At 60.8% G+C, this 25,968-nt stretch carries 29 protein-coding genes and 1 pseudogene; 6 read left to right on the forward strand and 24 right to left on the reverse strand.

The features are described 5' to 3' along the window. Positions 1–9 precede the first annotated feature (9 nt). From IPI80_RS13115 to IPI80_RS13130, 4 genes are all read right to left on the reverse strand, one after another. Positions 10–1,878: a M3 family metallopeptidase gene (locus tag IPI80_RS13115; RefSeq protein ID WP_413860770.1), complete on the reverse strand. Its 1,869-nt coding sequence runs from the start codon at positions 1,876–1,878 to the stop codon at positions 10–12. Between the two features lie 59 nt (positions 1,879–1,937). Further along, positions 1,938–2,687, reverse strand: coding sequence for a TerC family protein (locus IPI80_RS13120; protein WP_413860772.1), 750 nt, complete (start codon positions 2,685–2,687; stop codon positions 1,938–1,940). A gap of 61 nt (positions 2,688–2,748) precedes the next feature. Further along, positions 2,749–3,696: a DUF2145 domain-containing protein gene (locus IPI80_RS13125; RefSeq protein WP_413860774.1), complete on the reverse strand. Its 948-nt coding sequence runs from the start codon at positions 3,694–3,696 to the stop codon at positions 2,749–2,751. After that, complete coding sequence (locus IPI80_RS13130; RefSeq protein WP_413860776.1) at positions 3,696–4,169, reverse strand: hypothetical protein; 474 nt, start codon at positions 4,167–4,169, stop codon at positions 3,696–3,698. The genes IPI80_RS13125 and IPI80_RS13130 overlap by 1 nt, the downstream gene beginning before the upstream one ends. 138 nt (positions 4,170–4,307) lie before the next feature. Here IPI80_RS13130 and IPI80_RS13135 point away from each other — a divergent pair, with 138 nt between their 5' ends. After that, a complete protein-coding gene (locus IPI80_RS13135) occupies positions 4,308–8,036 on the forward strand; it encodes a DUF748 domain-containing protein (RefSeq protein WP_413860778.1) in 3,729 nt (1,242 codons plus the stop codon). Between the two features lie 28 nt (positions 8,037–8,064). Here IPI80_RS13135 and IPI80_RS13140 read toward each other — a convergent pair. The 4 genes and pseudogenes from IPI80_RS13140 to IPI80_RS13155 all read right to left on the reverse strand — a co-directional run. After that, a pseudogene (locus IPI80_RS13140) lies at positions 8,065–8,913 on the reverse strand (peptidoglycan DD-metalloendopeptidase family protein); the annotation flags it as partial. A 191-nt stretch (positions 8,914–9,104) separates the two neighbouring features. Beyond that, positions 9,105–10,430 (reverse strand): ABC1 kinase family protein, encoded by a 1,326-nt coding sequence (locus IPI80_RS13145; RefSeq protein ID WP_413860780.1) that lies wholly within the window; start codon positions 10,428–10,430, stop codon positions 9,105–9,107. Between the two features lie 10 nt (positions 10,431–10,440). Next, positions 10,441–10,980: a DUF924 family protein gene (locus tag IPI80_RS13150; protein WP_413860782.1), complete on the reverse strand. Its 540-nt coding sequence runs from the start codon at positions 10,978–10,980 to the stop codon at positions 10,441–10,443. 33 nt (positions 10,981–11,013) lie between these two features. Further along, the gene (locus tag IPI80_RS13155) at positions 11,014–11,292 is read right to left on the reverse strand and encodes a DUF427 domain-containing protein (RefSeq protein WP_413860784.1); all 279 of its coding nucleotides are present in this window, start codon (positions 11,290–11,292) and stop codon (positions 11,014–11,016) included. 138 nt (positions 11,293–11,430) lie between these two features. On the opposite strand from IPI80_RS13155, the gene IPI80_RS13160 reads away from it, so the two are divergent. Then, positions 11,431–12,729 (forward strand): leucine-rich repeat-containing protein kinase family protein, encoded by a 1,299-nt coding sequence (locus tag IPI80_RS13160; protein ID WP_413860786.1) that lies wholly within the window; start codon positions 11,431–11,433, stop codon positions 12,727–12,729. Here the strand turns inward: IPI80_RS13160 and IPI80_RS13165 are convergent. From IPI80_RS13165 to IPI80_RS13190, 6 genes are read right to left on the reverse strand one after another with little or no spacing between them, the layout of a single operon-like run. Further along, positions 12,723–13,010, reverse strand: a complete 288-nt coding sequence (locus tag IPI80_RS13165; RefSeq protein WP_413860788.1) for a 2Fe-2S iron-sulfur cluster-binding protein — start codon at positions 13,008–13,010, stop codon at positions 12,723–12,725. The two genes, IPI80_RS13160 and IPI80_RS13165, sit on opposite strands and share 7 nt — an antisense overlap. Positions 13,011–13,013: 3 nt before the next feature. Next, positions 13,014–13,262 (reverse strand): hypothetical protein, encoded by a 249-nt coding sequence (locus tag IPI80_RS13170; RefSeq protein ID WP_413860790.1) that lies wholly within the window; start codon positions 13,260–13,262, stop codon positions 13,014–13,016. Positions 13,263–13,306: 44 nt separating this feature from the next. Then, on the reverse strand, positions 13,307–14,134 hold the full coding sequence (locus tag IPI80_RS13175) for a substrate-binding periplasmic protein (protein WP_413860792.1): 828 nt from the start codon (positions 14,132–14,134) through the stop codon (positions 13,307–13,309). Positions 14,135–14,143: 9 nt separating this feature from the next. After that, positions 14,144–15,430: a cation:proton antiporter gene (locus tag IPI80_RS13180; protein ID WP_413860794.1), complete on the reverse strand. Its 1,287-nt coding sequence runs from the start codon at positions 15,428–15,430 to the stop codon at positions 14,144–14,146. Positions 15,431–15,472: 42 nt separating this feature from the next. Continuing rightward, complete coding sequence (locus IPI80_RS13185; RefSeq protein WP_413860796.1) at positions 15,473–15,712, reverse strand: hypothetical protein; 240 nt, start codon at positions 15,710–15,712, stop codon at positions 15,473–15,475. A gap of 4 nt (positions 15,713–15,716) precedes the next feature. After that, complete coding sequence (locus IPI80_RS13190) at positions 15,717–16,337, reverse strand: glutathione S-transferase (protein ID WP_413860798.1); 621 nt, start codon at positions 16,335–16,337, stop codon at positions 15,717–15,719. Positions 16,338–16,460: 123 nt separating this feature from the next. Between IPI80_RS13190 and IPI80_RS13195 the strand changes: the two genes are divergently transcribed. Next, entirely contained in the window at positions 16,461–17,462 is a 1,002-nt protein-coding gene (locus IPI80_RS13195) for a 2-hydroxyacid dehydrogenase (protein ID WP_413860834.1), read from the forward strand. A 52-nt stretch (positions 17,463–17,514) separates the two neighbouring features. On the opposite strand, the gene IPI80_RS13200 is transcribed toward IPI80_RS13195, so the two are convergent. From IPI80_RS13200 to IPI80_RS13220, 5 genes are all read right to left on the reverse strand, one after another. Continuing rightward, a complete protein-coding gene (locus IPI80_RS13200; protein ID WP_413860800.1) occupies positions 17,515–17,841 on the reverse strand; it encodes a hypothetical protein in 327 nt (108 codons plus the stop codon). 10 nt (positions 17,842–17,851) lie between these two features. Then, a complete protein-coding gene (locus IPI80_RS13205; RefSeq protein WP_413860802.1) occupies positions 17,852–18,577 on the reverse strand; it encodes a nucleotidyl transferase AbiEii/AbiGii toxin family protein in 726 nt (241 codons plus the stop codon). Then, positions 18,567–19,082: a helix-turn-helix domain-containing protein gene (locus tag IPI80_RS13210; protein ID WP_413860804.1), complete on the reverse strand. Its 516-nt coding sequence runs from the start codon at positions 19,080–19,082 to the stop codon at positions 18,567–18,569. The genes IPI80_RS13205 and IPI80_RS13210 overlap by 11 nt, the downstream gene beginning before the upstream one ends. Positions 19,083–19,140: 58 nt before the next feature. Next, the gene (locus IPI80_RS13215) at positions 19,141–19,608 is read right to left on the reverse strand and encodes a TerB family tellurite resistance protein (RefSeq protein ID WP_413860806.1); all 468 of its coding nucleotides are present in this window, start codon (positions 19,606–19,608) and stop codon (positions 19,141–19,143) included. Between the two features lie 202 nt (positions 19,609–19,810). Then, positions 19,811–20,686, reverse strand: coding sequence for a class I SAM-dependent methyltransferase (locus IPI80_RS13220; protein WP_413860808.1), 876 nt, complete (start codon positions 20,684–20,686; stop codon positions 19,811–19,813). Positions 20,687–20,819: 133 nt separating this feature from the next. Between IPI80_RS13220 and IPI80_RS13225 the strand changes: the two genes are divergently transcribed. Then, complete coding sequence (locus tag IPI80_RS13225) at positions 20,820–21,713, forward strand: LysR family transcriptional regulator (protein WP_413860810.1); 894 nt, start codon at positions 20,820–20,822, stop codon at positions 21,711–21,713. A gap of 264 nt (positions 21,714–21,977) precedes the next feature. On the opposite strand, the gene IPI80_RS13230 is transcribed toward IPI80_RS13225, so the two are convergent. The 4 genes from IPI80_RS13230 to IPI80_RS13245 all read right to left on the reverse strand — a co-directional run bounded on the left by IPI80_RS13230 (position 21,978) and on the right by IPI80_RS13245 (position 24,925). Beyond that, complete coding sequence (locus tag IPI80_RS13230) at positions 21,978–22,154, reverse strand: hypothetical protein (RefSeq protein WP_413860812.1); 177 nt, start codon at positions 22,152–22,154, stop codon at positions 21,978–21,980. 6 nt (positions 22,155–22,160) lie between these two features. Then, entirely contained in the window at positions 22,161–22,760 is a 600-nt protein-coding gene (locus tag IPI80_RS13235; protein WP_413860814.1) for a transcriptional regulator, read from the reverse strand. Between the two features lie 223 nt (positions 22,761–22,983). Then, positions 22,984–23,910: an SOS response-associated peptidase family protein gene (locus IPI80_RS13240; RefSeq protein WP_413860816.1), complete on the reverse strand. Its 927-nt coding sequence runs from the start codon at positions 23,908–23,910 to the stop codon at positions 22,984–22,986. 169 nt (positions 23,911–24,079) lie between these two features. Continuing rightward, positions 24,080–24,925, reverse strand: a complete 846-nt coding sequence (locus IPI80_RS13245) for a restriction endonuclease (RefSeq protein WP_413860818.1) — start codon at positions 24,923–24,925, stop codon at positions 24,080–24,082. 94 nt (positions 24,926–25,019) lie between these two features. On the opposite strand from IPI80_RS13245, the gene IPI80_RS13250 reads away from it, so the two are divergent. Together IPI80_RS13250 and IPI80_RS13255 are read left to right on the forward strand one after the other, a co-directional pair. Next, positions 25,020–25,610: an NYN domain-containing protein gene (locus IPI80_RS13250; RefSeq protein WP_413860820.1), complete on the forward strand. Its 591-nt coding sequence runs from the start codon at positions 25,020–25,022 to the stop codon at positions 25,608–25,610. Further along, entirely contained in the window at positions 25,600–25,779 is a 180-nt protein-coding gene (locus IPI80_RS13255) for an OST-HTH/LOTUS domain-containing protein (RefSeq protein ID WP_413860822.1), read from the forward strand. The genes IPI80_RS13250 and IPI80_RS13255 overlap by 11 nt, the downstream gene beginning before the upstream one ends. Before the next feature lie 39 nt (positions 25,780–25,818). Here IPI80_RS13255 and IPI80_RS13260 read toward each other — a convergent pair. Then, positions 25,819–25,968 (reverse strand): DUF86 domain-containing protein (locus tag IPI80_RS13260; RefSeq protein WP_413860836.1); only part of this gene is annotated, 150 nt, incomplete at its 5' end.

Here is a 25,968-nt window from a genome sequence, read left to right on the forward strand (position 1 = left end):
TCCCGTGTGTTAATGCACGGTCGCCGGAAAGTGCTGCTCCACCCAACCCTCAAACTGCTGGCACATGGCATCTTCTGACGTGCGGTTGTCGGCAATCAGTTCCGCACCATGCACGATGCGGATGGTGGCATCCAGATTGGCAATCGGTGCGGGTGGGTACTGGCGCTGTGCGGCCGCAGCCATTTGTGCCTGTGCCTGCGCCCAGGCTTCGTCCACGGTCTGATTGCAACTGTCAGCCAGGTACTTGGCACTGAACGACTCGCCGGTAAGGCTCAGCAGGGTGTCGTTGTGGCTGATGCCGTTGCCGCGCGCCCAGTAATGCTCGGCCAATGCCGGGCCAATGGCCGGGTTGTCGGTGAGATAGCCATAGGTGCGCTCGAAGTAGGCACGGGTCTGGTACACCGCCATGTTGGCCAACAGGTAGCCGTGGTAGGCAGCTGCGGACTCCTGGTTGAGCAGGTGCGGAATTGAAAGCAAGGGGCGCGGGCCGGTGGCCACGCCCAGAATGCGCAGCTCGGTGGCGCGCGCCAGTGCCAACACACCATCGGGCGTGAGCTGCTCGTCGGTCAATTGGTACAGCGCACGTTCGAAATAGGGCACCACCAAAATACCGCGCTCATTGAATGCGGCAAAAGGCTGTGTGGTCTGGATGCGGGCGTGGATCAGCGCATCGGGAATGGGCTCACCCTGGGCATTGTGCGCATAGCGTTTGAGCCAGTCGGCGTCGTCGAGCAGGCTGTCGCAGAACATGGACTGTGTTTCTGCATAGGCCATCGAGGTGGGCGCAAATTCCTGCGAAAAACAGGGTGCGTTTTGCGTCACGTTGGCAAAGTGCGCTGCATGGCCACCTTCGTGGAACAGGGTGTTGATGGCGCGTGCACCGCTACCCACCTGGTCCGGCTTGGCATTGGCGGTGAAGTTGATTTGGCCCGGCACCCAGCGCTGCTGCGCATCAAAGAAGGGCGGAATGGGGCCGTGGCAAAAACCGTTTTGGTACTTGCCCTTGCGCTCCAGAAGGTCCAGTTGCAGGGTGGCACCCCGGTAGGCAATGCCCAGGTGGCGAAAGCTCATGATCCAGCGTTCCAGGCCCTTGCCAAACGACAAGTAGGGATCAAGCTGGCGCGTGGTGTCGCCACTCACATAAAAGCGCAGGTTCCAGGGTTGTGTGGCATCAGCACCATGGGTGTGCACCAGATCGTTCAGAGCGCGGGTGTTGGCCTGAGCGGTGCGGGCTTCAAAGTCATCCAGAATGGCAAAGAGCTGCCCGGTGCTCATGCGCTCGTTCTTTTGCACCTTGAAGTCAAAGTAGTTGTCAAAACCTTGGGCGCGGGCAAACGCGTTGCGCTGTTTGACAATGTCCAGAAAGCCATTGGCCAGCACCCAGTGTTCCAGCGTCAGCATGGCGTCCAACGAGCTCTTGCGCGCGGCCATATTGGGGTTGGTGCCCATGTTGGTGGACAGGCCGCTGAGGCTGGCTTCTTCTTCCTCGCCGGCCTCGTTGATGTGGTGCAGTACCAGGTCGCGGCGTTTGGCAAACAGCGCGGATTCCATCTGGATCAACTGGTGCATGGCTGCTCGGGCTTCATCGCTGTCGATGATGTTGGCCTCGAACAATGCCAGCCAGCCCTGCAGGCCATGGCGCAATTCGGCAATGCCTGCGTCCGAGTGGGTGTCCGGCAGGCTGGCCAGTGCCTGGCGTACGGCGGCCAGGCGCTTGGGGTCAGAGATGAAGTTCTTGTAGGCCTCTTCGGCGCGGGCAAAACCCGCATCGTCGTTCGACACCGCCATGTAGGTGTCCCAGAACAGGTCTTCCTTGGTCTTGTGAACGGTGAGGTACTCGGTGTTGAGGGTGCCAAACAACGCGCGTGCAGATAGCATGAAAAGGTCTCCTTGTGGGGTGACCGATTCTCGCAGCACCGCAATACCCGTGGCGCTGCTTAGGGTGTTGGCGCCTTGGCGGCCAGCCGCTTGCCGCGTGCGCGGATGTTGAGCGACTCCACTCCCAGCGAGAACAGCATCGCGGTATAGACATAGCCCTTGGGCACGTGCACACCAAAGGCCTCGGCAATCAGTAGCGTGCCAACCATGGTCAAAAACGCCAGTGCCAACACCTTGATGGACGGGTGGCGGTCCACAAATTCGCCAATGGGCTTGGCGGCAAACAGCATCACGCCGACCGATGCCATGACGGCGGCAATCATGACGCTGATCTGGTTCACCATGCCGACGGCAGTAATGACCGAATCCAGCGAGAACACGATATCCACAATGCCAATTTGAACGATGGTGCGCCAAAAGAGCGATGTGCCGGCGGCGGCGGTCTGTGTGCCGGCGCTTTCTTCCTTGGTCTCTTTGGCTTCCACCTCCATGAAGATTTCGTGCGAAGCCTTGTACAAGAGGAACAGGCCGCCACCCAGCAGAATCAGGTCGCGCCCGCTGATGGCGTGCTCCAGCACGGTGAACAGCGGCTTGGTTAATGTCATGACCCAGGCCAGGCTCAGCAGCAGTGCAATGCGTGAAACCATGGCAAACATCAGCCCCAGGCGGCGCCCTGCGTCGCGCCGTTCGGGCGGTAGACGCCCCACCAGAATGCTGATGAAAATGATGTTGTCGATGCCGAGAACGATTTCCAGCGCCGCCAGCATGAAGAAGGCGATCCAGGTGTTGGGGTCTAGCAGCAGTTCCATAGGCGCAGTTGTTGTCAGGAGGGCGTTTAGTCTAGCGTTGTGAACTTAAGCCTCAAGGGAATTAAGGACTTGCCTCGCCGTTGGCCGGTGCAAAAACCTCGGGGATCCGACGCGGCAGCAGGGTGACAGCATCACCATCGGATGGTTGGCAGCCGGGGGTGATGGGCTCCCAGCCACGGTGCAATACGATATGGCGCTCGGTGTAGCACAACTCCAGTCGGGTGGCCGCTGGCAGGCGTGCATGTACAAAGGCTTCGATGGATTGCGGCATGCTGACCCGAAACTGCGAGGCATGCAAGTCCTGGGTTGGATGGTCGTCGCGGTGCAACCAGGGCAGCAGGGCGGCAACGGCCATCAGGGGGCGCCAGCCTACGCGCAGCACACTGGGTTGGTAGCCCTGTTCTTGCAACCAGTTTTGTGCCTCTTGGCGTGGGTGGTCGCTCGCGGGCAACTGGCCCCACGCCACGGCCAGCAGTTCGGCTACCCACTGGTTGCAGTTTTGGTAGGTCTGCCCAAAGGCGTAGGCGTTGGCGCTGTACAGCGCCCCCAACAGTTGCAGGGCCTGCTGGTTGTCCAGTGCGGCCTGTTCCAATGCCAGGGCCGCGGAGTCAGGCAATAGCACGATGGACACATAGCCTTCAGCTGCATCGTGGACGCCCAGCACAAAGCCAGTCATGCCCTGGTCAAAAAGGCGGGGCCGTTGTACGTCGCAGGCAGAGTAGAGCTGGCGCACCGACCACGGTGTATTGCCACTGGCCTTGAGGCTGATGCCAGCGTGGGAGTAGCGCTGGTCCAGCCGCTGTAAGGCCAGCCCTGAACGCGCCACCAACGCAACCCGCTGGCCGGAACGGTCCAGTTCGGCCTTGACCAGACCCGCCACCTGCATCAGGCGGTCTTGTACCCCCACCGCCAGTTCGGTTTCACTTTGGCAATAGTTCAGCGATCCGGCCCATCCCGCCGATGCCGCGCAGGCCAGTGCCAGACACACCCCGGCCAGGCGTCTGCGCATCAGAGGGTGACGGGGCGACTATCCAGTTCACGGTACCAGTCGTCATCCAGTACCAAAAAGAACGGCGTGGCGCCACCGGTGGCATTCAGCGCGGCCAGCGCCAGCCCGTACGGGCGGTGCTCTGCCGCAATGGTCTTGCCCGTGGCCAAATGGCCGCGTTCAGCTGCTTGGCGCGGCAACAGCAACACAAATTCCTGTGCGGAAGGCTGGGTCACTGGCTGCAAACGCAGACGCAAGCGGTCGGGCTGGTCGGTCAGGGCCGTCATTTCAACGATGGTGTAGTTCCCTTGGGCCACCTGCTCTTTGGTGGACGAGCTGTTACTGGACTTTTCCAGGGAGGTGGAAGAACTGCCCACCGATGCCGATGAGGCGCTGGACGCCGATGAAGTGCTGTCGGCCAATGCGGGCAAAGTGCTCAAGCCCAGTGCCCCTGCGGCAATCAGGGCCAGGCTGCGTTTCAGAATGGTTGGCATGGTCAGGTTTTCACAGAGAAAATGGCTAGAGGTTGCTCACAGTTTGTGGCAAAGGATAGCCGCAAACGGAATGCGGTTGCAGCGCGGCGTCTTAAAATCGGCGTTCTCCCCTCTGAACGCCATTTCGAGAGCGCCCCCATGCAGTTGCCAACGTCCATCCCACCCCACTGGTTGCGCCGTGCGCGCTGGTTTCTTGCCGGATTGCTGCTGGTGTGGGTACTGGCGTGGCTCGCCGTGCCGCCCATTGTCAAGCACCTGATCGAAGACAAGGGCAGCGCAGCCCTGGGGCGCAAGCTCACCGTCGGGGAGGTGTCCTTTCGGCCCTGGTCGCTGGAGCTGACCGTCAATGACATTGCGGTGGCCGCAGCAGACGGCAAAACGCCGCAGCTCACCATTGCCAGTGTCTATGCCGATGCTGAACTGGAATCCTTGCTGCGTTTGGCACCGGTACTGGATGCGGTGACAGTGGATAGGCCTGTGCTACAGCTCACCCACCAAGGCGATGGCCACTACGACGTAGACGATATTTTGCAGACCTTGAGCCAGCCTTCTGCCGAGCCGGACTCGGCCCCACTGGCGTTTGCCTTGTACAACATTACCCTCGATGGTGGTTCGGTGGACTTTACCGATCACCTGCCCACCGGCGTGCGCCACCACGCGGTGCGCGCCTTGCACCTGGCCGTTCCGTTTCTGAGTACGCTCAACTCCAAGCGCAATATCACGGTGCAGCCGCGCCTGGCGTTTCAACTCAATGGCAGCGCCTTTGACACCGCTGCCGAAGGCACGCCTTTCGCCCAAACCAACAAGGGCGATGCCGCGCTCAAGATCACCCATCTGGACCTGGCCCCTTACTTGCCCTACCTGCCCAGCAGTCTGCCAGTGCGCCTGCAGGGAGCGGTGGTAGACGCCGATTTGCATTTGGTGTTTGAGCTGGCGGCAACGCCGAAAGTCGCGTTGTCGGGCAAGCTTGCAGTCTCAAAACTGGCGGTTGCAGATACAACCGGTGTGCCCTTTTTGAATGTGGAATCGGTGGAAACTGTGTTGGGCGATGTACGCCCGCTGGAGCGTGTGGTCAAACTGGCATCGCTGACCATCAACGCGCCCCAGTTGCAGGGCACCCGCAACCGCGCTGGCCGTATCAATCTGGCGCTGGAAGCCCCCAAGCCAATCAAAGTTGCTATAAAGAAAGTAGCTGCCCGTGTAGCTTCTGCGAGGGCTAGCGGCCAAAATGACACTAAGGTTCCTGTAAAAAGCGATGCCTGGACACTCACGCTGGAGCACTTTGCCCTGCACCGTGGCGATGCATCATGGGCCGATGACAGCACCCAGCCGGCAGCGCGCCTCAACCTGGCGCAACTGGAAGTGCAGGCCAACAGCCTGCGCTGGCCGCTGACGAACGCCCCCAGCCCTTTTGAAGGCTCGGCCAGCGTGCCGTCGCGTGACAAGACAGCACGCCTGACCTTCAAGGGGCAGGGCAGCGCAGCCAGCGCTACGGCGCACCTCTCGCTGGGAGACGCAGAGTTGAACCTGGCTACGCCCTACTTGGCGAAACATCTGGAACCCGGTGTGCTGGGCCTGCTGGATGCCGAGCTGGATGCCACCTGGCACGCAGCTGCAGCCGATGGAAAAACTGCCGAAGCCCTGCAGCTAGCCGTACAGCGCCTGGCCGTGCGCGACTTTGCACTCAAGGCTGCCAAGCAGCCACCAGCCGATGCCACGAACTCCACCAATGCCGAGCGCGCTGCGGCTGACATGCCGCGCTTCAAGCTGCTCGAAATCACTGGTGCCCAACTCGACCTGAACGCGCAAACCGGCAGCGTGGCCAAGATCGCCCTGCGCGCACCCAGCGCCATGGCCCACCGTGATGCACAGGGGCAGTGGATGGTGCAGCGCTGGCTCAAGGCCCCGGCCACTGGCTCCGCCGCTAGCCCAGTCGTTCCAGCGTGGCAGGTCGCGCTGGGTGAGCTGGCCATTGCCGACGGCGCCTTTCGTCTGGACGACCGCAGCTTGACCCGCCCGGTGCGGTTGGAAGCCTCGGCGGTGCAACTCAAACTCCAAAATGCGACGCTTGAGGGTGCGAAGCCTGCGGCCCTCACCGTGTCGGCCCGTGTCAAATCGGGCCGTGCCGACCCTGGTAACCTGACATACCGTGGCACGGTGGCTTGGGCGCCCGTGGCGGTGCAGGGCACCGTGCAGGCCACCGACATTCCCTTGCACGCAGTGGCACCCTACCTGGCCAACCAGCTCAGCCTGTCTGTGCTGCGGGCAGATGCCAGTTACAAAGGCCAGGTACATTTCGCCGCCACACCCGCAGGTGCCGAGGTGCAGTTGCAAGGTGACGCGGCGCTGGAAGATTTTCGTGCCAATAGCGTGGTGGATACCGCTACCGCCAACGGTGTGCCAGTCGAGGGTCCCGACCTGGGTTTGGCTGAAGAATTGCTGAGCTGGAAGTCGCTCAACGTGCCCGGCATCAGCCTGACCATGGCGCCAGGGACTGCCACGCGCGTACAGGTGCGTGAAGCCACACTGTCCGACTTTTTTGCCCGCATCATTGTCAGCCCCCAAGGCCGTTTGAACCTGCAGGATTTGCTCAAGCCCGACGCCGCCGTGCCTGTATCGACCCCTGCAACGCAGGCGGCCACCGAGCCGGCCGCGCTGGCCGCCCAAGTCACCGTAGGGCCCATCAACCTGGTCAATGGCAAGGTTCTGTTCTCGGACCACTTTATCAAGCCCAACTACTCGGCCGACCTGACTGAGCTCAATGGCAAACTGGGCCAGTTCGCGTCCGAATCACAGGGGGGCGTGGTGCAGCTGGCCGATCTGGCTTTGCGTGGCCGTGCCGAGGGTACTGCCACGCTGGAAGTCACCGGCAAGGTCAACCCGCTGGCCAAACCACTGGCGCTGGACATCCAGGGCAAGGTGCGTGACCTGGACCTGGCGCCGCTGACCGCTTACTCGGTCAAGTACGCGGGCTACGGCATCGAGCGCGGCAAGCTCAGCATGGATGTGAAGTACACCGTGCAGCCCGACGGACAGCTCGCCGCCAGCAATAACCTGGTACTCAACCAGTTGAGCTTTGGCGACAAGGTGGAGGGCGCCCCCAACAGCCTGCCGGTCAAACTGGCCGTGGCCCTGCTGGCCGACAGCAATGGCGTGATTGACCTCAACCTGCCGATCAGTGGCTCGCTCAATGACCCCCAGTTCAGTATTGGTGCCGTGGTCTGGAAGGTCATCACCAATCTGATTGGCAAGGCCTTGACTGCTCCGTTTGCGCTGCTGACCCATGCCTTTGGTGGTGGCAATGGCGGGCAGGACATGAGTAACGTGGTCTTTGCACCCGGCAGCAGCGAACTGATGCCCGCTGCCGTACAGGGGCTGGACCAGATTGCCAAGGCTCTGCTCGACAAGCCTGCGCTGCGCGTTACCGTGGTTGGCACGGCCAGTCTCGATGCCGAGCGCGATGCCCTCAAGCGTGAACGACTCAAGGCCCAGATACTGGCCGAGAAGCGTCGCCGGGCAGCCGTTTCCGGCCAGGACGCCGAAGCCACAGTGGCCGCTGTCACCGAGGCTGAATACGCGGCGCTATTGAAAAATGTGTACCGCCGTGCCGATATCACCAAGCCGCGCAACATCGTGGGCCTGGCCAAAGACATCCCAGAAGCCGACATGGAGAAACTGCTGCTGGCCAGCATCACCGTGAATGAAGACGCCATGCGCACGCTGGCCCTGCAGCGCGGCGTGGTGGTGAAGGATTACCTGGCCAGCCGCAAGTTGACCAGCGAACGCCTGTTTCTGGGTGCTGCAAAAGTGGTGACCCCCGACGCTGACTGGAAGCCGCGTGCGGAATTGAGCGTGACCAACCGCTAAGGCTGCAGCCCTGAATACCAGAGGGCGATGCTGCCAGAAACAGCGCCGGGTCCACCATTGCCCGGTTAAGCAACACGCCCCAGTGCAGGTGTGGGCCAGTGGCGCGCCCGGTAGCGCCCACGGCGCCAAGCGGTGCGCCGGTTTGCACCACATCGCCTACCTGCACACTGATGGCACTCAGGTGGCACACCATGCAGATCAGGCCGCCGCCATGGTCCAGCCAGACCGTGTTGCCATTGAAGAAGTAGTCCCCCGTATCGATGACCCGTCCTAGCAGTGGCGCTTGAACCGGTGTGCCCATGCCGGCCGCAATGTCCATGCCGCTGTGTGGATTGCGCGATCGCCCATTGAAGACGCGGCGCAACCCGAATGAACTGGAGCGCCGCCCAGCCACTGGCGCCACCATGCGCAACTGCAATTCCGTTGGGAACGGCTCGCTGAAGGTGGCCATGACGCTGGCCAGATGCAGGTATTCACGCTCATAGCGTGCCTGGTCCTGGGGAGACAGATCTACGGTGCGCGGCGCCACGTTGAGGCGCTGTTCCTGGTAGTGTTTGGGTGCTACGGTGTAGGTCAGGGTTTGTCGGGCACCTGCCTCGGTCTGCAAGCTAACGTGGGCTTCACCCGGCGGCGTCGATAGCGCAATGCCCACCAGCGCGGTCCATCCACGCGCATCCCCCATCACCAACAGCGGTACATCGCCGGCAAAGGCTTTGGGGCGCGTCGCGACAGCGCCCAAGGATAGGCGGGCAATGCCGCCCGGTACCTGCAAGGCCCGGAGCGGCGCAGTGGCGGGTAGCGCAATAGCGCCCAGTGCGCCAAGCAACACGGTGCGGCGGCGGATGGGCAGCGGGTTAGGGGTGGAGTCGATCAACATGCCGCAATGATGCCCGACACCATGGAGGCACCGGTGCGCTGGGCGACCTAGCACAGTCCACACCCACAAAATCAGACCACCGCAACGCTGCCTAAAAACAAGGCACGGTCTGCAAACCCAAGCCTGGAGCGGCTTGTACGCTTTGTGAACATGTTTATCCACAACCTAGCCCACAGCGGGAAGGGGTAAGTTTATTTTTGCATCAGGGCGTGGATGTCCACGCAGGCCTTCAGGCGGATGGCCAGCAGGTACAACCCGGCAAATTTGCGCTGCAACAACATGGCGTCGGCGGGCGGCAGCTTCCAGAACGCCCGGTCCATACCGAGTGCCAGACCACCGGCGCGTACGCGCTCGGGCAGATCGGTGGTGGCAAAGTCGTAGGGGCCGGGCAGACAGAAGGGCTCCAGCGCATCCATGCCAATGTTCAGCACGGCCTCTTTGTGCCGTTCCTGGCTTTCGGCGTCGAAGTAGCCAATGGCCAGACAGGCCTTGGCCATGGTGGCGCGGTCGTCTGCCATGGCGCCGCGCATCAGGTTGCGAAAATCCCGCGCCATGCCGGCCTTGTAGGGCCGGGTGGCACCAAAGTCCAGCAGGATCAGTTGCTGCGTAGCCGTGTCATAGCGGTAGTTGGCAAAATTAGGGTCGGTCTGCACCAGGCGAAACTCAAATACCTCGCGCAGCAGCAGCGCAAACAGCAACTCCACCACCCGGTTGCGCGTGTCTTGGGGTGCGTCGATCAGTGATTCCAACGGTACGCCGCCCACGTAGTCCATGGCCAGCACGCAGTGGGTGGTCAGGTCGGCATGCAGGGCGGGCAGTTGGTACTGTGGTGCATCGGCCAGCAGCGTGCAGTAGCGTTGCAGATAGTCGCCTTCTTTGAGGTAGTCGGCCTCGTCGTGCAACTGGCGTTTGGCATCGCGCAGCAGGGGCTTGATATCCATCTCGCGTGGCAGCAGCCCGCTCATGCGCAGAAGCCCGGCGACGTTGTCTACGTCGCTGTTGATACTTTCCCGCACGCCGGGGTACTGAATCTTGATGGCCAGGTCGCGTCCGTCACGGGTCTGCGCGCGGTGCACCTGCCCAATGGATGCCGCCGCCAGCGGTGTGAAGGAAAAATGCTTGAACCGCTTCTCCCACCCCTTGCCCCAATTGGCCTCCAGCACACCCGCTACCTGCGCCCTGGGCATTGCGCGGGCGTCCGAGCGCAAGCGGGCCAAAATTTCGGCCAGGGCCGGTGGCAGCAGGTCGCCGGTTTCCATGGATACCAGTTGCCCCACCTTCATGGCGGCACCACGCAGCTTGGCCAGTTGGTCTGCCACTCGGCGCGCATTGGCTGGCGTGAGCAGCAAATTGCTCATCTTGGGGCGATTGCCTTGGGCAAGTTGGCGTGCGCCTTCGGCCACCATACTGCCGGCAATGCCAGTGGCCATCCAGCCCAGGCGGGCCAGGCGCGAGCCGCGCCCGCTGGGCACAGCCATGGTGGGTTTGGTGGAATCCTGCTTGTCGTCGTTTTGCAAATCGGGCTTTCTAGAACGACGAGCCGGGCTCGCTCAGGAACGCCTGCTCGGGCGCGCTGGATGGGCGGTTCAACGCTTGGTTGCGGTGAGGGTAGCGGCCAAACCGTTCGAGGATGGCCTTGTGGCGCATTTCAAAGTCCAGATTGCCTTCCAGTCCGGGTTGGGCAAATAGCTGCACTGCTTGTTCGTGGATCACCACCGACTCGCTGTGCATATAGGGTAGATAGGCAAACGCACGCTGCGTTACCGGCAAGCTGCGGTCCTGCCCGCTGGCCACCAGTTCTTGCGCCAGCACCAGAGCCAGCGCGTCCTGCGCAAAGGCGCGTGGTGTGTCGCGAAACAGGTTGCGCGAGAACTGGTCCAGCACAATGATCTCGGCGAGCCGCCCCGCCGTTGTAATGCGCCAGGCATACAGCTCACAGCGCGCAGCAGCCTCCAGGGTGCTGCCAAAGCGCTTGCGCATGGCGTCGTCCAGGGCCGGGTCTTTTTCGAAGTGCTGCTTGGGCGTGAGTTCGTCAAACCAAAAGTGGAGGATGTCTAGTGCGTGCATGCGAAGGCTCCTGCAGAATGGAGTCGTTAACCTTTATTCGACCTTCACACCCTTCCAGAATGCCACGCGGCCGCGCACGGCCTCGGCTTCGGGCTTGGGATCGGGGTAGTACCAGGCAGCGTCAATGTTGAGATCGCCATTCACAATCAGCGAGTAGTAGCTGGCCTGCCCCTTCCAGGCGCAGGAGGTCTTGTGATTGCTGAAGGTAATGTATTCGCGCTTGAGTGCGCTTTCAGGAAAGTAGCTGTTGCCCTCTACCGTCACAATGTCATCGCTCTCGGCAATCAGGGTGTTGTTCCAGGTGGCTTTCATGGGCGGCTCCGTTGCGGTTTTCGGGATTGTCAGGGGGTAAGGGTTGAAGCGGCATTGTGCGCTATCCCTGTACCATGGTGGGCAACGACCGCAGCGCAGGCTTTTGGCGCAACGCGGGTTGATTTGAGGTTTGATTCTTTGCACACACTGGAACAATTGCGTAGCGGCGCGCTGGCGGGCATTCGCCGCCTGGACCTGTCTTGCGGTCTGCAGACCCTGCCCCCAGAGGTGTTCGATTTGGCCGATACGCTGGAGGTGCTCAACCTTACCGGCAACCAGCTGCAGCAGTTGCCGCACGACCTGCCACGTCTGCACCGGCTCAAGATCATCTTCTGTTCCAACAACCCGTTCACCCACCTGCCCGAGGTGCTGGGCGACTGTGCGCAGCTGCAAATGGTGGGTTTCAAGGCCTGCCAGATTGCGCAGGTGCCCGCTGGTGCTTTACCGCCCCAACTGCGCTGGTTGACCCTTACGGACAATGCCATCGCGCAACTGCCTACTGAGCTGGGTGAGCGGGCGGCCTTGCAAAAATGCATGTTGGCCGGCAACCGCCTGCGCGCTGTGCCCGATAGTCTGGCGCAAGCCCTGCAACTGGAGCTGTTGCGCCTTTCGGCCAATCAGTTCGAAGCACTACCCGGTTGGCTGACCGAACTGCCACGCCTGAGCTGGCTGGCCCTGGCTGGCAACCCGCTGGGCTGGCACCAGCCGCAGCCTGCAGCCCTACCCACCGTGCACTGGAACGATTTGCAGGTTGATGGCTTGCTGGGCGAGGGCGCGTCGGGCCACATCTACCGTGCCCATCGCCATGATGGTGCTGCCAGCCTTGCACTGAAGGTGTTCAAGGGCGCCGTCACCAGCGATGGCCTGCCCGAGCATGAACTGGCCGCCTGCCTGGCCGCTGGCCAACACCCCGCGCTGTGCACGCCTTTTGCCGCTCTGGCGGGCCACCCACAGGGCGCAAGTGGCCTGCTGTTGCCGCTGATTCCGCCCGGCTTCGTCAACCTTGGCGGGCCACCCAGTCTGGATTCCTGCACGCGAGATGTATTCCCGCCCGGCCTGCGCTTGTCAGCGGCCATGGCGCTGCGCGTGGCCAGCCAGATGGCGGGCGCCGTGGCCCATCTGCACCAGCGGGGTGTCATGCATGGCGACCTGTACGCCCACAACATTCTGTGGAACCCCGTCAGCGGCCAGGCGCTGCTGAGTGACTTTGGTGCGGGCACCCTGCTACCCGTGATGGATGCGGCACAGGCCCGTGCCCTGCAAGCGCTGGAGGTACGCGCCTTTGGCTATTTGCTGGAAGAGTTGTTGGCACTGGTGGATGCCACTGCGGCTCTGGACGGCATGGCGGCAATCACACACGATTGCTTAAACCCGGTGCCCGCAGAGCGCCCGGCTATGGCCGAGGTGGCGTGGCAGTTGGCGCGTCTGGCTCAGTAGCCCTGCTGCACCACCACATCGGTGCAGGGGTAGGCCACACAGGGCAGTACATAGCCTTCCGCACGCTCTTCCATGGTGAGACCCGGCCACTCCAATGCGTAGCGCACCGTGCCGCTGTGCAACTGTCCTACGCAAGTACGGCAGGTGCCGGCGCGGCACGAGCTGGGCCAATTGGCGCCGCCCATTTCCAGCGACACCAAAAGCGGCTCGTTGGACCAAGCGTCCATCTGCAGTTGATCGGGTTCGGTGCGGGCGGTGTGCAGGATGGGGGTGTCAGACATTCCTTACTCGCTGACAAACGCGTACGCAACGGCCTCGCTGTCCACCATGTCCAGAATGTCGTTGAGCACATCTTCGTCTTCAGTGCTGGACCAGGTTTCTTCGGGGTCGGTGGCGAACAGGGGTTCGATGGCCACGTCCATGAACTGGCCGTTGGGCAGCTTGACTACGGGCGTGCCTTCGGACGTTTGTGCCAGCTCCCAATCATCAGGGACGGACATTTCGAGCTGGATGGTGACGTTGAGTTTTTTCATAAACTTATAGGTAAAAGAGCAGGTTGGAGAAGGGATTCGCGGCCCTATTCGGGGCTGCGGGGCCCGGTGTAGATGAAATCGCGTGCCTGCTTGGCGGGCAAAAATTCACGCGCAATTTTATAGAGAGTTCCATCGTTTTGCATGTCCACCAGCAATTCGTCCCAATGTTTGGCTTGCGCAGTTGTGAACGAGGCGCGCGCCAAAATCAGTGCACCCACAGAAAACTGATCAGCTGGAGCCCAGTCGTGCAGGGTAAGGTCTTCATCAAGCCGCGACGCCGCCAAATACTGCGTATAGACAATGGGCTGGCTCAAAATGGCGTCGACTACTTTGCGGTCCAACAGGCGAAACAGGTCCACCACATCGACCGCTTCTACCACGCGCCCATGTGCCGAAAGCTTGGCTACCATGGTGTCGTAGTCTGCTTCATGCCGAAAGCCGCGCACCACGCCCAGGCGCAGCTTGCCATTTTCAAAAGTGGTTTGGTTCACATCGACCGGCGCACTCTGGCGGCGCATCAAGACCACGTTGCGGGCCTTGAAGTACGGCAGCAAGTAGCCATACACCTTGCGCTCGGACGTGGGAATGGCCGAAGTGGCCATATCCAAACGGCCCATTTGCAGTTCTTTCCAGATGCGTGAACGGGGCATATACACGCGCTCAAATGTGCAGCCACTGTGACGTTCCAGTTCCGCCAGAATGCGCACGTCCATGCCATCGGAGGTATCGGCCCGGTATAGAACACCAAACTCGAACATCGCCACGCGCACCGGCTTGGAACAATAGGCTGCGTTCGTTGCGGCGTGGGTTGCCGGCAACAGAGCCATGGCCAGAAAGGCCTGGATCGCGACGCGTGCGAACAGCTTTTTCATGCGCCGATTTTATGGCTGAGCCGGCTTGCGCGGCGGCCAGAATCGATCCAGCAAGGGTTTCACGCTGGTGCCATGCAGAAAAATGGACAGCGTTACCACGATGATTGTCAGCTGGATCAGCTTCAGGCTCAGCGCCTCGGGCAGGCCATGTTCAATGGCGTACATCAGGTAATACAGCGAACCGATACCGCGCACGCCAAACCAGCCCGTCAGCAGGCGCATGGGCCGCGCAGTACCGGTGCCCCACAGTCCAACCAGCACGCTGACCGGGCGGGCCACCAAAAATACGAACAGCGCCAAACCCACGGCCTCCCACGACCAGGAGTTGATGAACAACGTGCCGCCCAGCATCAACACCAGGGTCAATTCCGAGAGCCGTTCCAGATGCTCCTTGAAGACCAGCGAACCCGCGCTGACGGTGGGCACCTGCCCCTCGTCGATGCCAGTGGGTGGGTGGTTGTCAGTGTGCTCATGACTGGACAGGGTCAGCTTGCGTTCGGTCTGGCGCAACGCCACAGCTGCAAAGAACACGGCCAAAAATCCCCATGCGTGCGCCAAAACGGTAATGCCATAGACCACGCCAATCAGGCCCAGGCCCAGAAAGTCGTCCAGCAACTCGTGCTGATGCGGTGCCCGGCGCAGTTTCCACCCCAGCCTGGCCAGTGCCACGCCGGCGACCACGCCAATCGCAATGCTGGCCCCCGTGGCCCATAACACGTCTACCAGAAACCATTGCACGCCGTAGTCGCCCAGGTCGTGAAGGCCCAGCAGGCCCAAACCCAGCATGACAAACGGAAATGCGCTGCCGTCGTTCATGCCGGCTTCGCAGGTCAGGGTAAAACGCAATTGGTCGCGGTCACCGGGATGGCGAATCTGCACGTCGGTGGCCAGTACCGGATCGGTCGGTGCCAAGATGGCCCCCAGCAGTACACCCGCGCCCAACGGCAGTCCCAGAACAAAGTAGGCCAGCGCGGCAATCAGCCCCACGGTAATCGTCATGGACACGGTGGCCAGCAGAATCGGCGTGCGCCAGCGTGCCAGGCTGAAGGGCCCCGGCATTTTCACACCCGCCGAGAACAGCGAAATCAGCACCACAACCTCGGTCAACGTTTCCAGCAGTGCCGAATCCTTGAGCGGGTTGAAGTGATACAGGTTGAGTCCACTGGGCCCACAAATCAGGCCCACCAGCAAATAAATAATTGCAGCCGTAATGGGTGTACGTTTGAGCAGGGTAAAGGTCAGCCCCATTACCAGCAGCAAAGTCCCCACCAGGAGAAACCACTCTGCGTTAGTCATCAATTTTTTCCAAATTCATGTTGTTCACCATCCCACCGTTTGCTATGACAGGTGGCTCCCCAATTGCCTGTTCACGGCCGCGGCGTCGGGCTGGGCAAACACGGTGTTGTGCTGGTTGGTGAGCGGGCCGCAGCCTGGTTCTACGGCGCCGTGGGTGTCGTAACCCACGGCTTTGAACTTCCACACCGACCCCACCCGCTTGAGGTTGCCCACATGGGTGCCGTCGGCCAGGTGCACACTGTGCACGTTGGCGTTAACCGGCTTGAGGGTGAGTAGTGCCAAGCCGTTACGCGCCCAACTGGGCGTAATACTGGGCAACAGCAGGGGTCTTGGCAACGCGTTGCAGGTGGGCGCTGAGCAGCGGGGCAACGGTTGCCACCAGATCGGTTGGCACATGGTCCAGCCGGCCCGAGTTGAGGCCATTCAGAAACACAAAAACCTTCAGATCGGCAATGGTGAGGCGGTTGTCGGCAAAGTAGTCGCCGCCATGGGCTTGCAATTGCGTTTGCAGCCAGCGCAGGTACAACGGCAGCGGGCCTTCCACCAGCGCGGTGCGGGCCACTTTGAGTGCGTCGCCGGTCAGGCCGAAGGTGGTGCCGAGCTTGACGTTGGCGTCTTCCACGGCATCCATCACCTCGTCGCACAGCAAGGCCTGGTAGGCGTCCGTGGGGTACAGGCCAGCCAGCTTGCCGGCGTAGCGCGTAATGGCATCGCTCTGGGTGACCAGTACGCCATCCACGTGCAACGTGGGCACCTGGCCTAAAGGCGTGGCCTTGCGTACCTCGGCAAATTGCGCGCCAGGAAAGCGGTTGTCTTCAAACGCAATGCCGCCAATATGAAACGCCAGGCGTGCTGGCTCGGCGCGACCGCCGCTAACGTCGAAATAGGTGAGTTTGAGTTGGCTCATGGTGGTGTCCTGAAAGTGGTGCAGTTGGCAGGTTGCGCCAGCGCCGCTATGCGGATTATGTGCGAGGCATCTTTTGCTGCACTGTACGATGGGCCACACTCTGCGAGAAAACCCATGGCCAACCTGCAAGTTGCTGTTTACAGCACCCGCTCCTACGATCGCCATGCGCTGGAACGCGCCAATGCTGCTGAGGGTGCCAGCGGCCACCGCTTCAACTTCCTGGAAGCGCGGTTGGATGCCAGCACCGTGCCGACTGCCGCCGGGGCGGATGCGGTATGCGTGTTCGTTAACGACCAGCTCGATCGCACCGTGTTGCAGGGTCTGCATGATCTGGGCGTACGTTTGGTGGCGTTGCGCTGCGCGGGGTTTAACCAGGTGGACCTGGTGGCTGCGCAAGAGTTGGGCTTGGCTCTGGGCCGCGTACCCGACTACTCACCCCACGCGGTGGCGGAGCACACGCTGGCCCTGTTGCTCACGCTGAACCGAAAAATCCACCGTGCCTATGCCCGCGTGCGAGAGGGCAATTTTGCGTTGGAGGGGCTGCTTGGCTTTGATGTGCATGGCCGCACGGTAGGCGTGGTGGGCACAGGCCGCATTGGCGAGACCTTCTGCCGCCTGCTCACCGGCTTTGGCTGCACACTGCTGGCCACAGACCCCACGCCCAACCCCGCATGTGTGGCCATGGGCGTGCAGTATGTTCCGCTGGTGGAGCTACTGGCGCGCAGCGACGTCGTCAGCCTGCAATGCCCGCTCACGCCCCAAACGCACCACCTGATTGACGCCGCCGCCTTTGCCAGCATGAAGCACGGTGCCATGCTGTTGAACACCAGCCGCGGCGCGGTGGTGGATACCCAGGCCGCGATTGATGCGCTCAAAGCAGGCACGCTGGGCAGCCTCGGGCTGGATGTGTACGAGGAAGAGGCGAGCCTGTTTTTCCGCGACCTGTCTGGCTCGGGCATTCAAGACGATGTGTTTGCTCGCCTGCTCACCTTCCCCAACGTGGTGGTGACTGGGCACCAAGCCTTCTTTACCGACGATGCGCTGGCCGCCATTGCCAGTACCACGCTGGCCAATCTTGATGCGTTTGCAGCAACGGGCAAGGCCAAGCATCCGATTGATGTGTAGGTTATTTGTTTTTGGCCCTACTTGCGTAGGATGGACGCCAAACCCGCGCCCGTCACGCCTGCCACACCCCAAACCCCGCCGAGCGCAGGTCTATGCCGACCTCGATCTCTTTGTCCACTGCATCCTCATACCGCATGGGGTTGAACGCCTCAAACAAATCGGGCAACAGGCGCAGGCCGTATTGCTGCACATAGCGGTTGGCCTGGATGCCCGCCTTGTGCTTGTCAAAGCGCACATCCGGGTCCAGGCCCGTCATGCCCACATAAACGCAGGGCTTGCCCTCCACATAGTCCGGGTTGTTTTTACGAAAGCGCGGCTCGTGGAGTACGTCGTTGGAAAGCTCAATCACGTAGACATGGTGGTGCTTGCGGCGGGGCATGGTGTAGGCTTTAACTTGCGGGCACGATGCGCCGCAGCGCCCGCACTTTTTGCCATAGTACCGCCTTGGGCAATTGCATGGCCATCACTTGCATGCAGCGCTCTAGCCAGCCTGGGCGGTTTTGCAGTCGGTCTATGGCTTTAGCCAAGTCGCGCGCCACGCTGGCGCCGTAGGCCTGCTCGGCCTTGGCCCGTGCGGCGCGCAGAGTGGGCAGGGGCAGGCCCATCATGGCCAGGTCAATCACATCGCGGCTAAACACCCCATCGTCTGCTTGCCGGTCTGAATTGGCCAGCAGCTTGGAGGTAGCCAAATCGAGCCGGGTGAGCGTGCTTACGCCGCAAATGGTGTCGTTGTCTGTGTCGTTGGGTTGGGGCAGCTCCAGCGTGATGCGGGCTTCGCGCACGATCTCCAACTTAATGGCCTGCCCGTCCATCTGCACCATGGTGCGAATGCCATATTGGTCGGCCCGGATCTCGCGCAGCATCACCAAAGGCATCGCGTGCGCGTGCGTGATGGGGGCCAAGCCCGCTGGTGTGGTGAGCAGTTGCCGTAGCTCGCGGTAGCCTGCCGCATCAGACACCAAAAAGTCAATATCCACCGACTCACGGTATTCGCCATAGCGCATGGCAATGCAGGTGCCGCCACCAAACAGGCAACCGTGCTGGCGCAGGATAGTGCCGTCCATCGCGCTGAGCACATGGGCAATGCGCTGGTGGTGCGGGCGTTCAAACTGCATGACCACCGCCCTTTATTGCGAGAGGGTTGCGTGACAAGGCCAACGGCAATGCCTCTAGCAACGCCAGTTCGTCTGCAGACATGGCCTGCAAATCCAAATGCCGCGCGTTGCGTTCGTAAATGTCTAGCGCTTCAGAAGGGGTGAGCGTGTCGGTGCCCTGAACTTGCCACGCCAGCGCGCGCAACTGCGGGTAGTCGGTGAGCCGCACCCGAACCGGAATCCAATCCATACGGTCCGGCGGCTGCGTGGCGGACGACTGCGCGTCATTTTGCTTGCGCGCCTGCACCACCATACCCAGCGCAGCCATGGCGTTGCACCAAGCGCCCATGGTGACCGAAGGCTCACCCTTCTCAATACGGTGCAGCGTTACGCGCGACATGCCCGCCGCCTCGGCCGTGACGGTGGCGCTGAGGCGCAAGGACTTGCGCTGGGCGCGAATCTGCGCGCCAAGCGCTTGCAATTGTGTGGTGCTGGTTTCGCCCGAGCCTGACAGATTTTGATTCATTTAGTTTCTTATTATTGACAGATTTGTTATTTTGTCAACTATGAGAAACAAATAAAATTCAGTGACCTGACTGCGCGCCTTCTTTAGCACGCATTTTGGCGGCTATGTACTCACCCTGGGTGACGTGCAACAAGCCGGCAATCTTGCTGATCAGGTGGTTCTCATTGGCGTCTAGCGTGCCGTCTGCGTAGGCCACTTGCCACATGAACTCAACCACCTGGATTTTTTGCGCTTGGGTGAACTGGTCGTTCATCAGGCTGGTGAAGCTGAAGTAATCATTGGCGTGCATGGCGGTTTGCTCGGCCTGCGCCATCAACTGTGCCAAGGCCTCTTCGCTCAAGGCAAAGCGTTGGCGCAAGCTGCCCAGCGCTTGGGTGCGCTCAGCGACGCTGATGTTGTCGTCCGAACGCATCACGTCAAACAGCAACACGGCCGTAGCCAACTGCAGGTTGCCACCGCCGTGTGCCTGTGCTGCGTCATCCGGCATGAAGAAACTGGTTAGCAGGTTTTGGAGGGTGCTCAGCATGGGAAGGGGCTAAATGGCGAGGTACAAAGGGTAGGGCAACGGTGGCCTGTGATTTTGCCGCTTGGCCTATAACTGCATGAACAGCGTGGTCGGTGTGGTCGACGTGGGGAGCGCTGGCCGACAAAAGTTTATACCAAATAGGCCTCTAGCCCTCGCAAAATATGCGCAGGCAGCTACCAAAAACGTAGCAAATCTCCAGCGGTTAGCGCCTCGCAGCGGTCAGCTGCAATTCGTTCGGCCCCACCCAGCCGCCGGGGGTGGCGAAGGTGCTCAGACTTTCTTCCATGTCGGCCCATGCGTCATTGGCGGCTTGGGGCGATAGACGGCTCAGGATTTGCTGGATCGGGCTGGCCGACGCACGGACGAAGTCCAGGTAGTGGCGCGCTGTGGGCATGTGAAAAGGGGCATCCAGAGTTGTGGTGGCAATCTCCTGAAAACCCGCGGCACCAAACAGTGCATCGGCCAAGCCCGGCTTGCCCAGGCTGAGCAGGCCACCCGGCGTAAACGGATCGCGGGCGGGCAGACCCGCATGCTGCATGGCCGTGGACATCAGAATGCCGATACATGGGTTGCGCTCCGGCCGCGAGAACACCATGGTGCAAATGCCTCCGCCCGGACGCAAGGCGCGGTGCATGCCCCGCAGCCCTTGCAGCGGATCAGGAAAAAACATCAGCCCCAGCCGACACACCACGGCGTCAAAGCTGGTGGGCTCCACGGCCAGGTCCTCGCCATCGGCCACCAGTGTCTGCACATTGCGCAGCCCCGCCTGTTGTGCGTTGTGCAGGGCCAACGCCAGAATGACGGGCGACAGATCGGTGGCCAGCACGCGCCCGGTGGGGCCCACGCGACGGGCAATGTCCAGGGTCTGGTCGCCAGCGCCTGCAGCCACATCCAGCACCGCGCAACCGGGGGCAATGCCCGCCATGTCCAGCATGGCATCGGTGGGCTGACGCAACCAGGAGTGAATGGCGGCAGTGTGGTGGTCCCAGCCGGTGGCACAGCGGTCCCACTGCGCACGCACCGACGACTTGAACGCTTGCGTGTCCGGGCTGCTGGCGGGGGGAGAAAGAACGGTCATGTTGGGCTCCTGGTGGGTGCGGTTGGTGGCGAATTGACAGGGCCAGTCTAGGCACCGGGCCCGTGCGTCACAAGGCACAGACCCGCATAATGGGGTTGCAAATTTGCATTGCCCCATCAGCCTTGGCCCACCCATGCTCGACTGGAATGATCTGAAATACCTGCTGGCCGTGGCGCGCCACCAAGGCACCGCCGCTGCCAGTCGTGCGCTGGGGGTCAACCAGTCCACTGTGCAGCGCCGCCTGGTTGAACTGGAGCGCAACCTGGGCCAGCCCCTGGTGCAGCGGCACTCCACTGGTTACCGGCTGACGTCTTTTGGTGAGCAACTGTTGCCGCTGGCGCAACAGGTTGAGCAAGCGGTGGTCGCGCTGACCCAGCATGTGGAAAATTTTCTGCGCGATGTAACTGGCGTAGTGCGGGTGACCTGCCCGGAGCCCCTGGTCTACCGCATCAGCAACTCCACATTGCTGGACCGCTTTCGCAGCCGCTACCCCGCGCTGCAGGTGGAGTTTGTGACCAGCGACAGATACCTCGACTTTGCCAAAGGCGAGGTCGACATCGCGCTGCGCTCGGGCGACACCGATGACAACGCGCTGGTGGGCCGCAAGGTGGGCGACTCGCTCTGGGCGGTGTATGCCAGCCCCAAATACATCGCCCGGCGTGGGCAGCCCGACAGCGTGGAAGACCTGGAGCGCCACGACTGGGTTGGCTTTGACGACACCATGGCCCAGCACCGCGCCGCCAGCTGGCTGGCGCAGGTGGCACCCAAGGCGCACTTTGTTGCGCGCAACAACAGCGTGCTGGGGCTGGTCTACTCAGCCAAGGCAGGCATCGGCCTGGCGGCGTTGCCCACTGCGCTGGGCGACGCCGAACCCGACCTGGTGCGCGTGTTGGGCCCCATCCCCGAACTGGCCCGCATCTGGCGGGTGCTGACCACGCCCGAACTGCGCCACACGCCACGTGTGGCGGCGCTGTTTGATTTTCTGGTGGATGAAGTGGAAGCCCTGCGCCCCATCATCACGGGGTAGTCCACGGATTTTGGCCTCCAGCCCTCGTCGAATATACACAAGCAGCTACAAAAACAGTAGCAATTCTTCAACCGTTGGCCGAGCGGCCCATGGTCACGGCTACGTTTTCAATGCGGCCTTTGGAGCCCTTGAGCACCACAAACCCATCGGTCGTGTATTCGCCCACGCCATCGGCGCCAGAGCCTTTGCAATAGAACAGATAGGGTGGGTGGTGGTCTCGGGGTGAAATTCAAATCCCTTTCCCAAAAACGTAGCAACTTTCAATCAGCGCGGCAGTTGCCCAATCGCGTCGGCCACGGCTTGTGTGGCCACGATCAAGTCGGTAACCAGTCGCTCATCCACCTCCATCAAGCCCTCATATTCACTGAGGTTGCGGGTGTTGTGGCATTGGTCCAGCACACGCCACACCTCGGGGCCCAAGCTCAGCGTGTGAGGTAGCACAGGCTATCAAGTGCTTGTTGCATGCAGTTGCTCGTCGTTGCCAATCAACCATATTTTGGGCTGCTGCAAAACGCGCGTCACAAAAGCGTTGTCGCTTTGGATGCGCTTGGCCACATCGGTTGGTGTGTACAACGTGGGGTTGACCTTGCGCCCCAGTGTGTTGGTGGCAGGCTCCAGCGCGCCAAACACGTCTGCGTAGCCCAGGCTAGTGCTGACGATCATCACGTCAATGTCGCTGTGCGCGGTGTCTTGCTGCTTGGCCACAGATCCATAAACGAAGGCCAGATCAATCTGCGCCGCCAGCGGCACCAATGCGGCCCGCAGCACATCGGCCAAGCCCATGGTTTTCAGCACCAAGCCACGCAGCTCGGCAAATATCAATGCATTGGTATTGGCTTGGTAGTGCTTTTGGTTGCCCTGCTTGGTGACGGTGAGCAAGCCGGCGTCAGACAGGCCAGCTAATTCGCGCTGCACAGCGCCAGTGCCCGACTGGGCCAGCGCAATCACCTCATTGGCATAGAAGCTGCGGTCGGGTGTGCCAAACAGTACAGCCAGCACGCGCTGGCGCACCTTGGGGAAGAGGGCGTCGGCAAAGCTGGCTGACAAAGAGGAGGAGTTTTTTGGAAGTATTTAATAAAATCAGCCTGTAGCCCCCGTGGAATATGCACAAGCAGCTACTAAAAACATAGTAATTGTGTCCACAATGCTGGAACGAAGCACCCGGCTTGCTCATGCAGACCAACTCTTCCACACTAGAGGTGCGCCCCAGAATCTCGTTGCGGTGCGCTTATCCGGAAATGATACGGATTCATGTTGCCGCCGCCCTGAGCTATTGCACGGGCTTATGGTCGTAAAACGGCCGCTCCCGGTCTTGCAGAATGTCATAGAGCGAGTCCAAATCATGGGGGTCCGGGTCTAGCCAGGCGTCTACGTTTTCGCGCTTGAGGGGAATGATGCAGCGATCGTGACCGGCCGCCAAAACCTCGGCGGGTGGCTCATCCGTAATGAAGGCGAATGAATACAGGTCCTGTTTGCCGGGTGCTGTCCAGTGCGACCACAAGCAAGCCACGTACATGTTTTGGCCGCCGCGTGGTTTGAATTCAAGAATCGCTTTGCTGCCATTGGCCGCAACCACGTGTTCGTAGAAAGCAGTCACGATGGCAACGCCATGGGTATAGCCAAATTGCTTGCGCCAGAAGCCGTCCAAATTGTCTAAGCGCGCGTTGTAGGTCCCGGGGAATCGTTGGTCAAAGTTTTCCGGGCTGCCTGCAATACGGCACTGGTAGCGCATAGGGCGCACTATCTTTTTGCCGTTTTCCAGGATGAGTACGGGCACGTAGTAGCCGGGGTAGATCCGCGAATCGCCGCTCTTGCGTTCAGCGCGCTGCAAGCTCTCTAGCTTCTCTAGCGCGCGTTCGATTTTGTTGGTGGCTATGCGCTTATCGTCTGTCGCCTTTTTCGTCAGCTTGGTCGTCAGAGCCAGTTCGGCTTTGGCAAGACGCTCGCGCTGATCAACCAACTCTTGCGCCAGTGTGGCAATTTGTTGGGCCTGAAACCGCTCCAATGCCTCGCGCGCTTTCTGAAAGCCGGCACGCTGGTCGGCCCTTATCGCGGCATCCAGCGCAGGGGTGGTGGCAGCGCGGTTGTCGTACAGCTTCATGCCATAGAGCTGCGCAAATCCCTCAATGTCAAGGGCTGCGCCAAACTGGTCGCAGTATTCATCGTAGGCTTCAATGACTTGGGCGGAGTAGCACATAGCCGCAAATGATACGGGTTTTGGGTGCTGCAGCACCCTCAGGCCTGCCACAACTTAAACCCCGCCGAGCGCATGGAGTGAGGTTTAACGGTGGCAGGTCTATTTATGCGAAATCGGCCTCTAGCCCTCGTAGGATATACGCAAGTAGCTATGAAAATAATAGTGAATCTCAACGCAACGCCGCCACCATGGGCAACCTGGACTTGCAGCGCGGGTAGTTGGTGCACCCCCAAAAATTGGCGCCGCCCTTGGCGGGTGTGCGCTCCACCATTTTGATGCCGCAACTCGCGCAGGTGGGACGCCAGTATTCGCCCTCAAACGCTACGGCCAGCAAAGCTTGTTGTTGCTCGGGCGTGCGTTTGGCAATCAAGGCCAGCAGAGCCTTGCCGTCCAGCGTATTGATGCCGTTGTCCTTTGCGAACTGCGTTGCGTCTGTGGTGTAGGTGGACGTGGTGGCATAGGTGCCGCGCTTGAGCTGGTGCGCGGACATCACGCCATAGAACTCGCGCATCTCCTTTACGCCAACCGCTTTGCCCTGCCAGTGCTTGCACTGCACCACGGCCACTGGGCCAGTGGCGTTGCGACTGTGTAGCCAGATATCCACACCACCGTCGGCGCCATGGGATTGCGATTTGGTTTCAAAACCAGCTTGGCCAAATAGCGATTCGCATACCGCTTCGAACCGGCGCCACTCGATGGCCGCAAACACGGCTGAAGTCCAAGTCGTCTCCGGCTGTTGTGAAGTCGGTGTAGAGGTAATTGTCTGAGGCTGCAAATTGGACTTGGCAACCTTTGCCTTGGTGAAGTGGTGCAGGCACAGCAGCACCACACCTGCTGCCAATGCCAACCCTCCTGGAATACGCAAGGCTGTTGCCAGGGGTTTCAAGAAGGGTGATGAGCCTGCCAACAAAGGTGCTATCAAGAATACAAAGCCAATGGCACAAAGCCCGAAGGCCTTCTCATGCATCGTGTTGAGTGCGCGGCTTTGGCGCTTGGTTGATCGTGCCTTGGCCATATGAATTTCTCCCTGAAACACTTCACTATACGGTCTGGCGCGCCGCCTGTACGATGGCGCAAACTTAATGGCGCAAACTTTAGGGAGGATCACCGTGGCAACCAACAACAACCAAAAACTCGCCGTCTTGATTGATGCCGACAACGCACAGGCATCCGTCATCCAAGAGCTGCTGTCTGAGGTATCGCGCTACGGCACAGCCACTATCAAACGTGCCTATGGCGACTGGACGACCACCAACCTCAAGGGTTGGAAAGAGGTATTGCACAAGATGGCGATTCAGCCCATCCAGCAGTTCAGCTACACCACGGGTAAGAACTCTACCGACGCATCGCTCATCATCGATGCCATGGACGTGCTGCACGATGACACCGTGGATGGCTTTTGCTTGGTCAGCAGCGATAGCGACTTCACTCGCCTAGCTACCCGCATCCGCGAAGAGGGCAAAGTAGTCTACGGTTTTGGTGAGCGGAAAACGCCCGAACCTTTTGTGGCTGCGTGCGACAAGTTCATTTATACGGAAATTTTGCGGGCGGATCCAGCCCCGCAGAAGGACGCCATAAAAGCGGAGGCGAGTGTTGAGCCGATAGCAGTGGCCGACGTCCGCAAACTACAACCACTTTTGATTGCTGCCATTGACGCCAACGCGCGCGACGATGGATGGGCATCTTTAGGTGGCGGGTAGCCATATCAGCAAGATCGAAACAGCTTTCGATGCCAGAAACTACGGGTTCAAGAAGCTTAGCGACCTGGTTCGGTCGCTCAAGTATCTTGAGGTGAAGGAGCTACCCTTGGTCCGCCCGGATGGCGTCACGGTCACCAATGTGCAAATACGAATGAAGCGGGTTGGCTGACCTATTTTTGCAAGTTGCGAACCCGCTGCGGCACGCGCTTCACGTTGGTGGCAATGCGTCAAGTTGACTTTTCAACGCAGGCAATGCTGTTTGAACGGTGTCCCAAACGACTTCAAGGTTGATGTCGAAGTAGCCATGGGCAATGCGGTTACGCCCATGGTCCAGATAGTCTGGCAACCGGTTCTGGCT

Source organism: Candidatus Aalborgicola defluviihabitans (assembly GCF_016705985.1).
GTDB lineage: Bacteria > Pseudomonadota > Gammaproteobacteria > Burkholderiales > Burkholderiaceae_C > Allorhodoferax > Allorhodoferax defluviihabitans.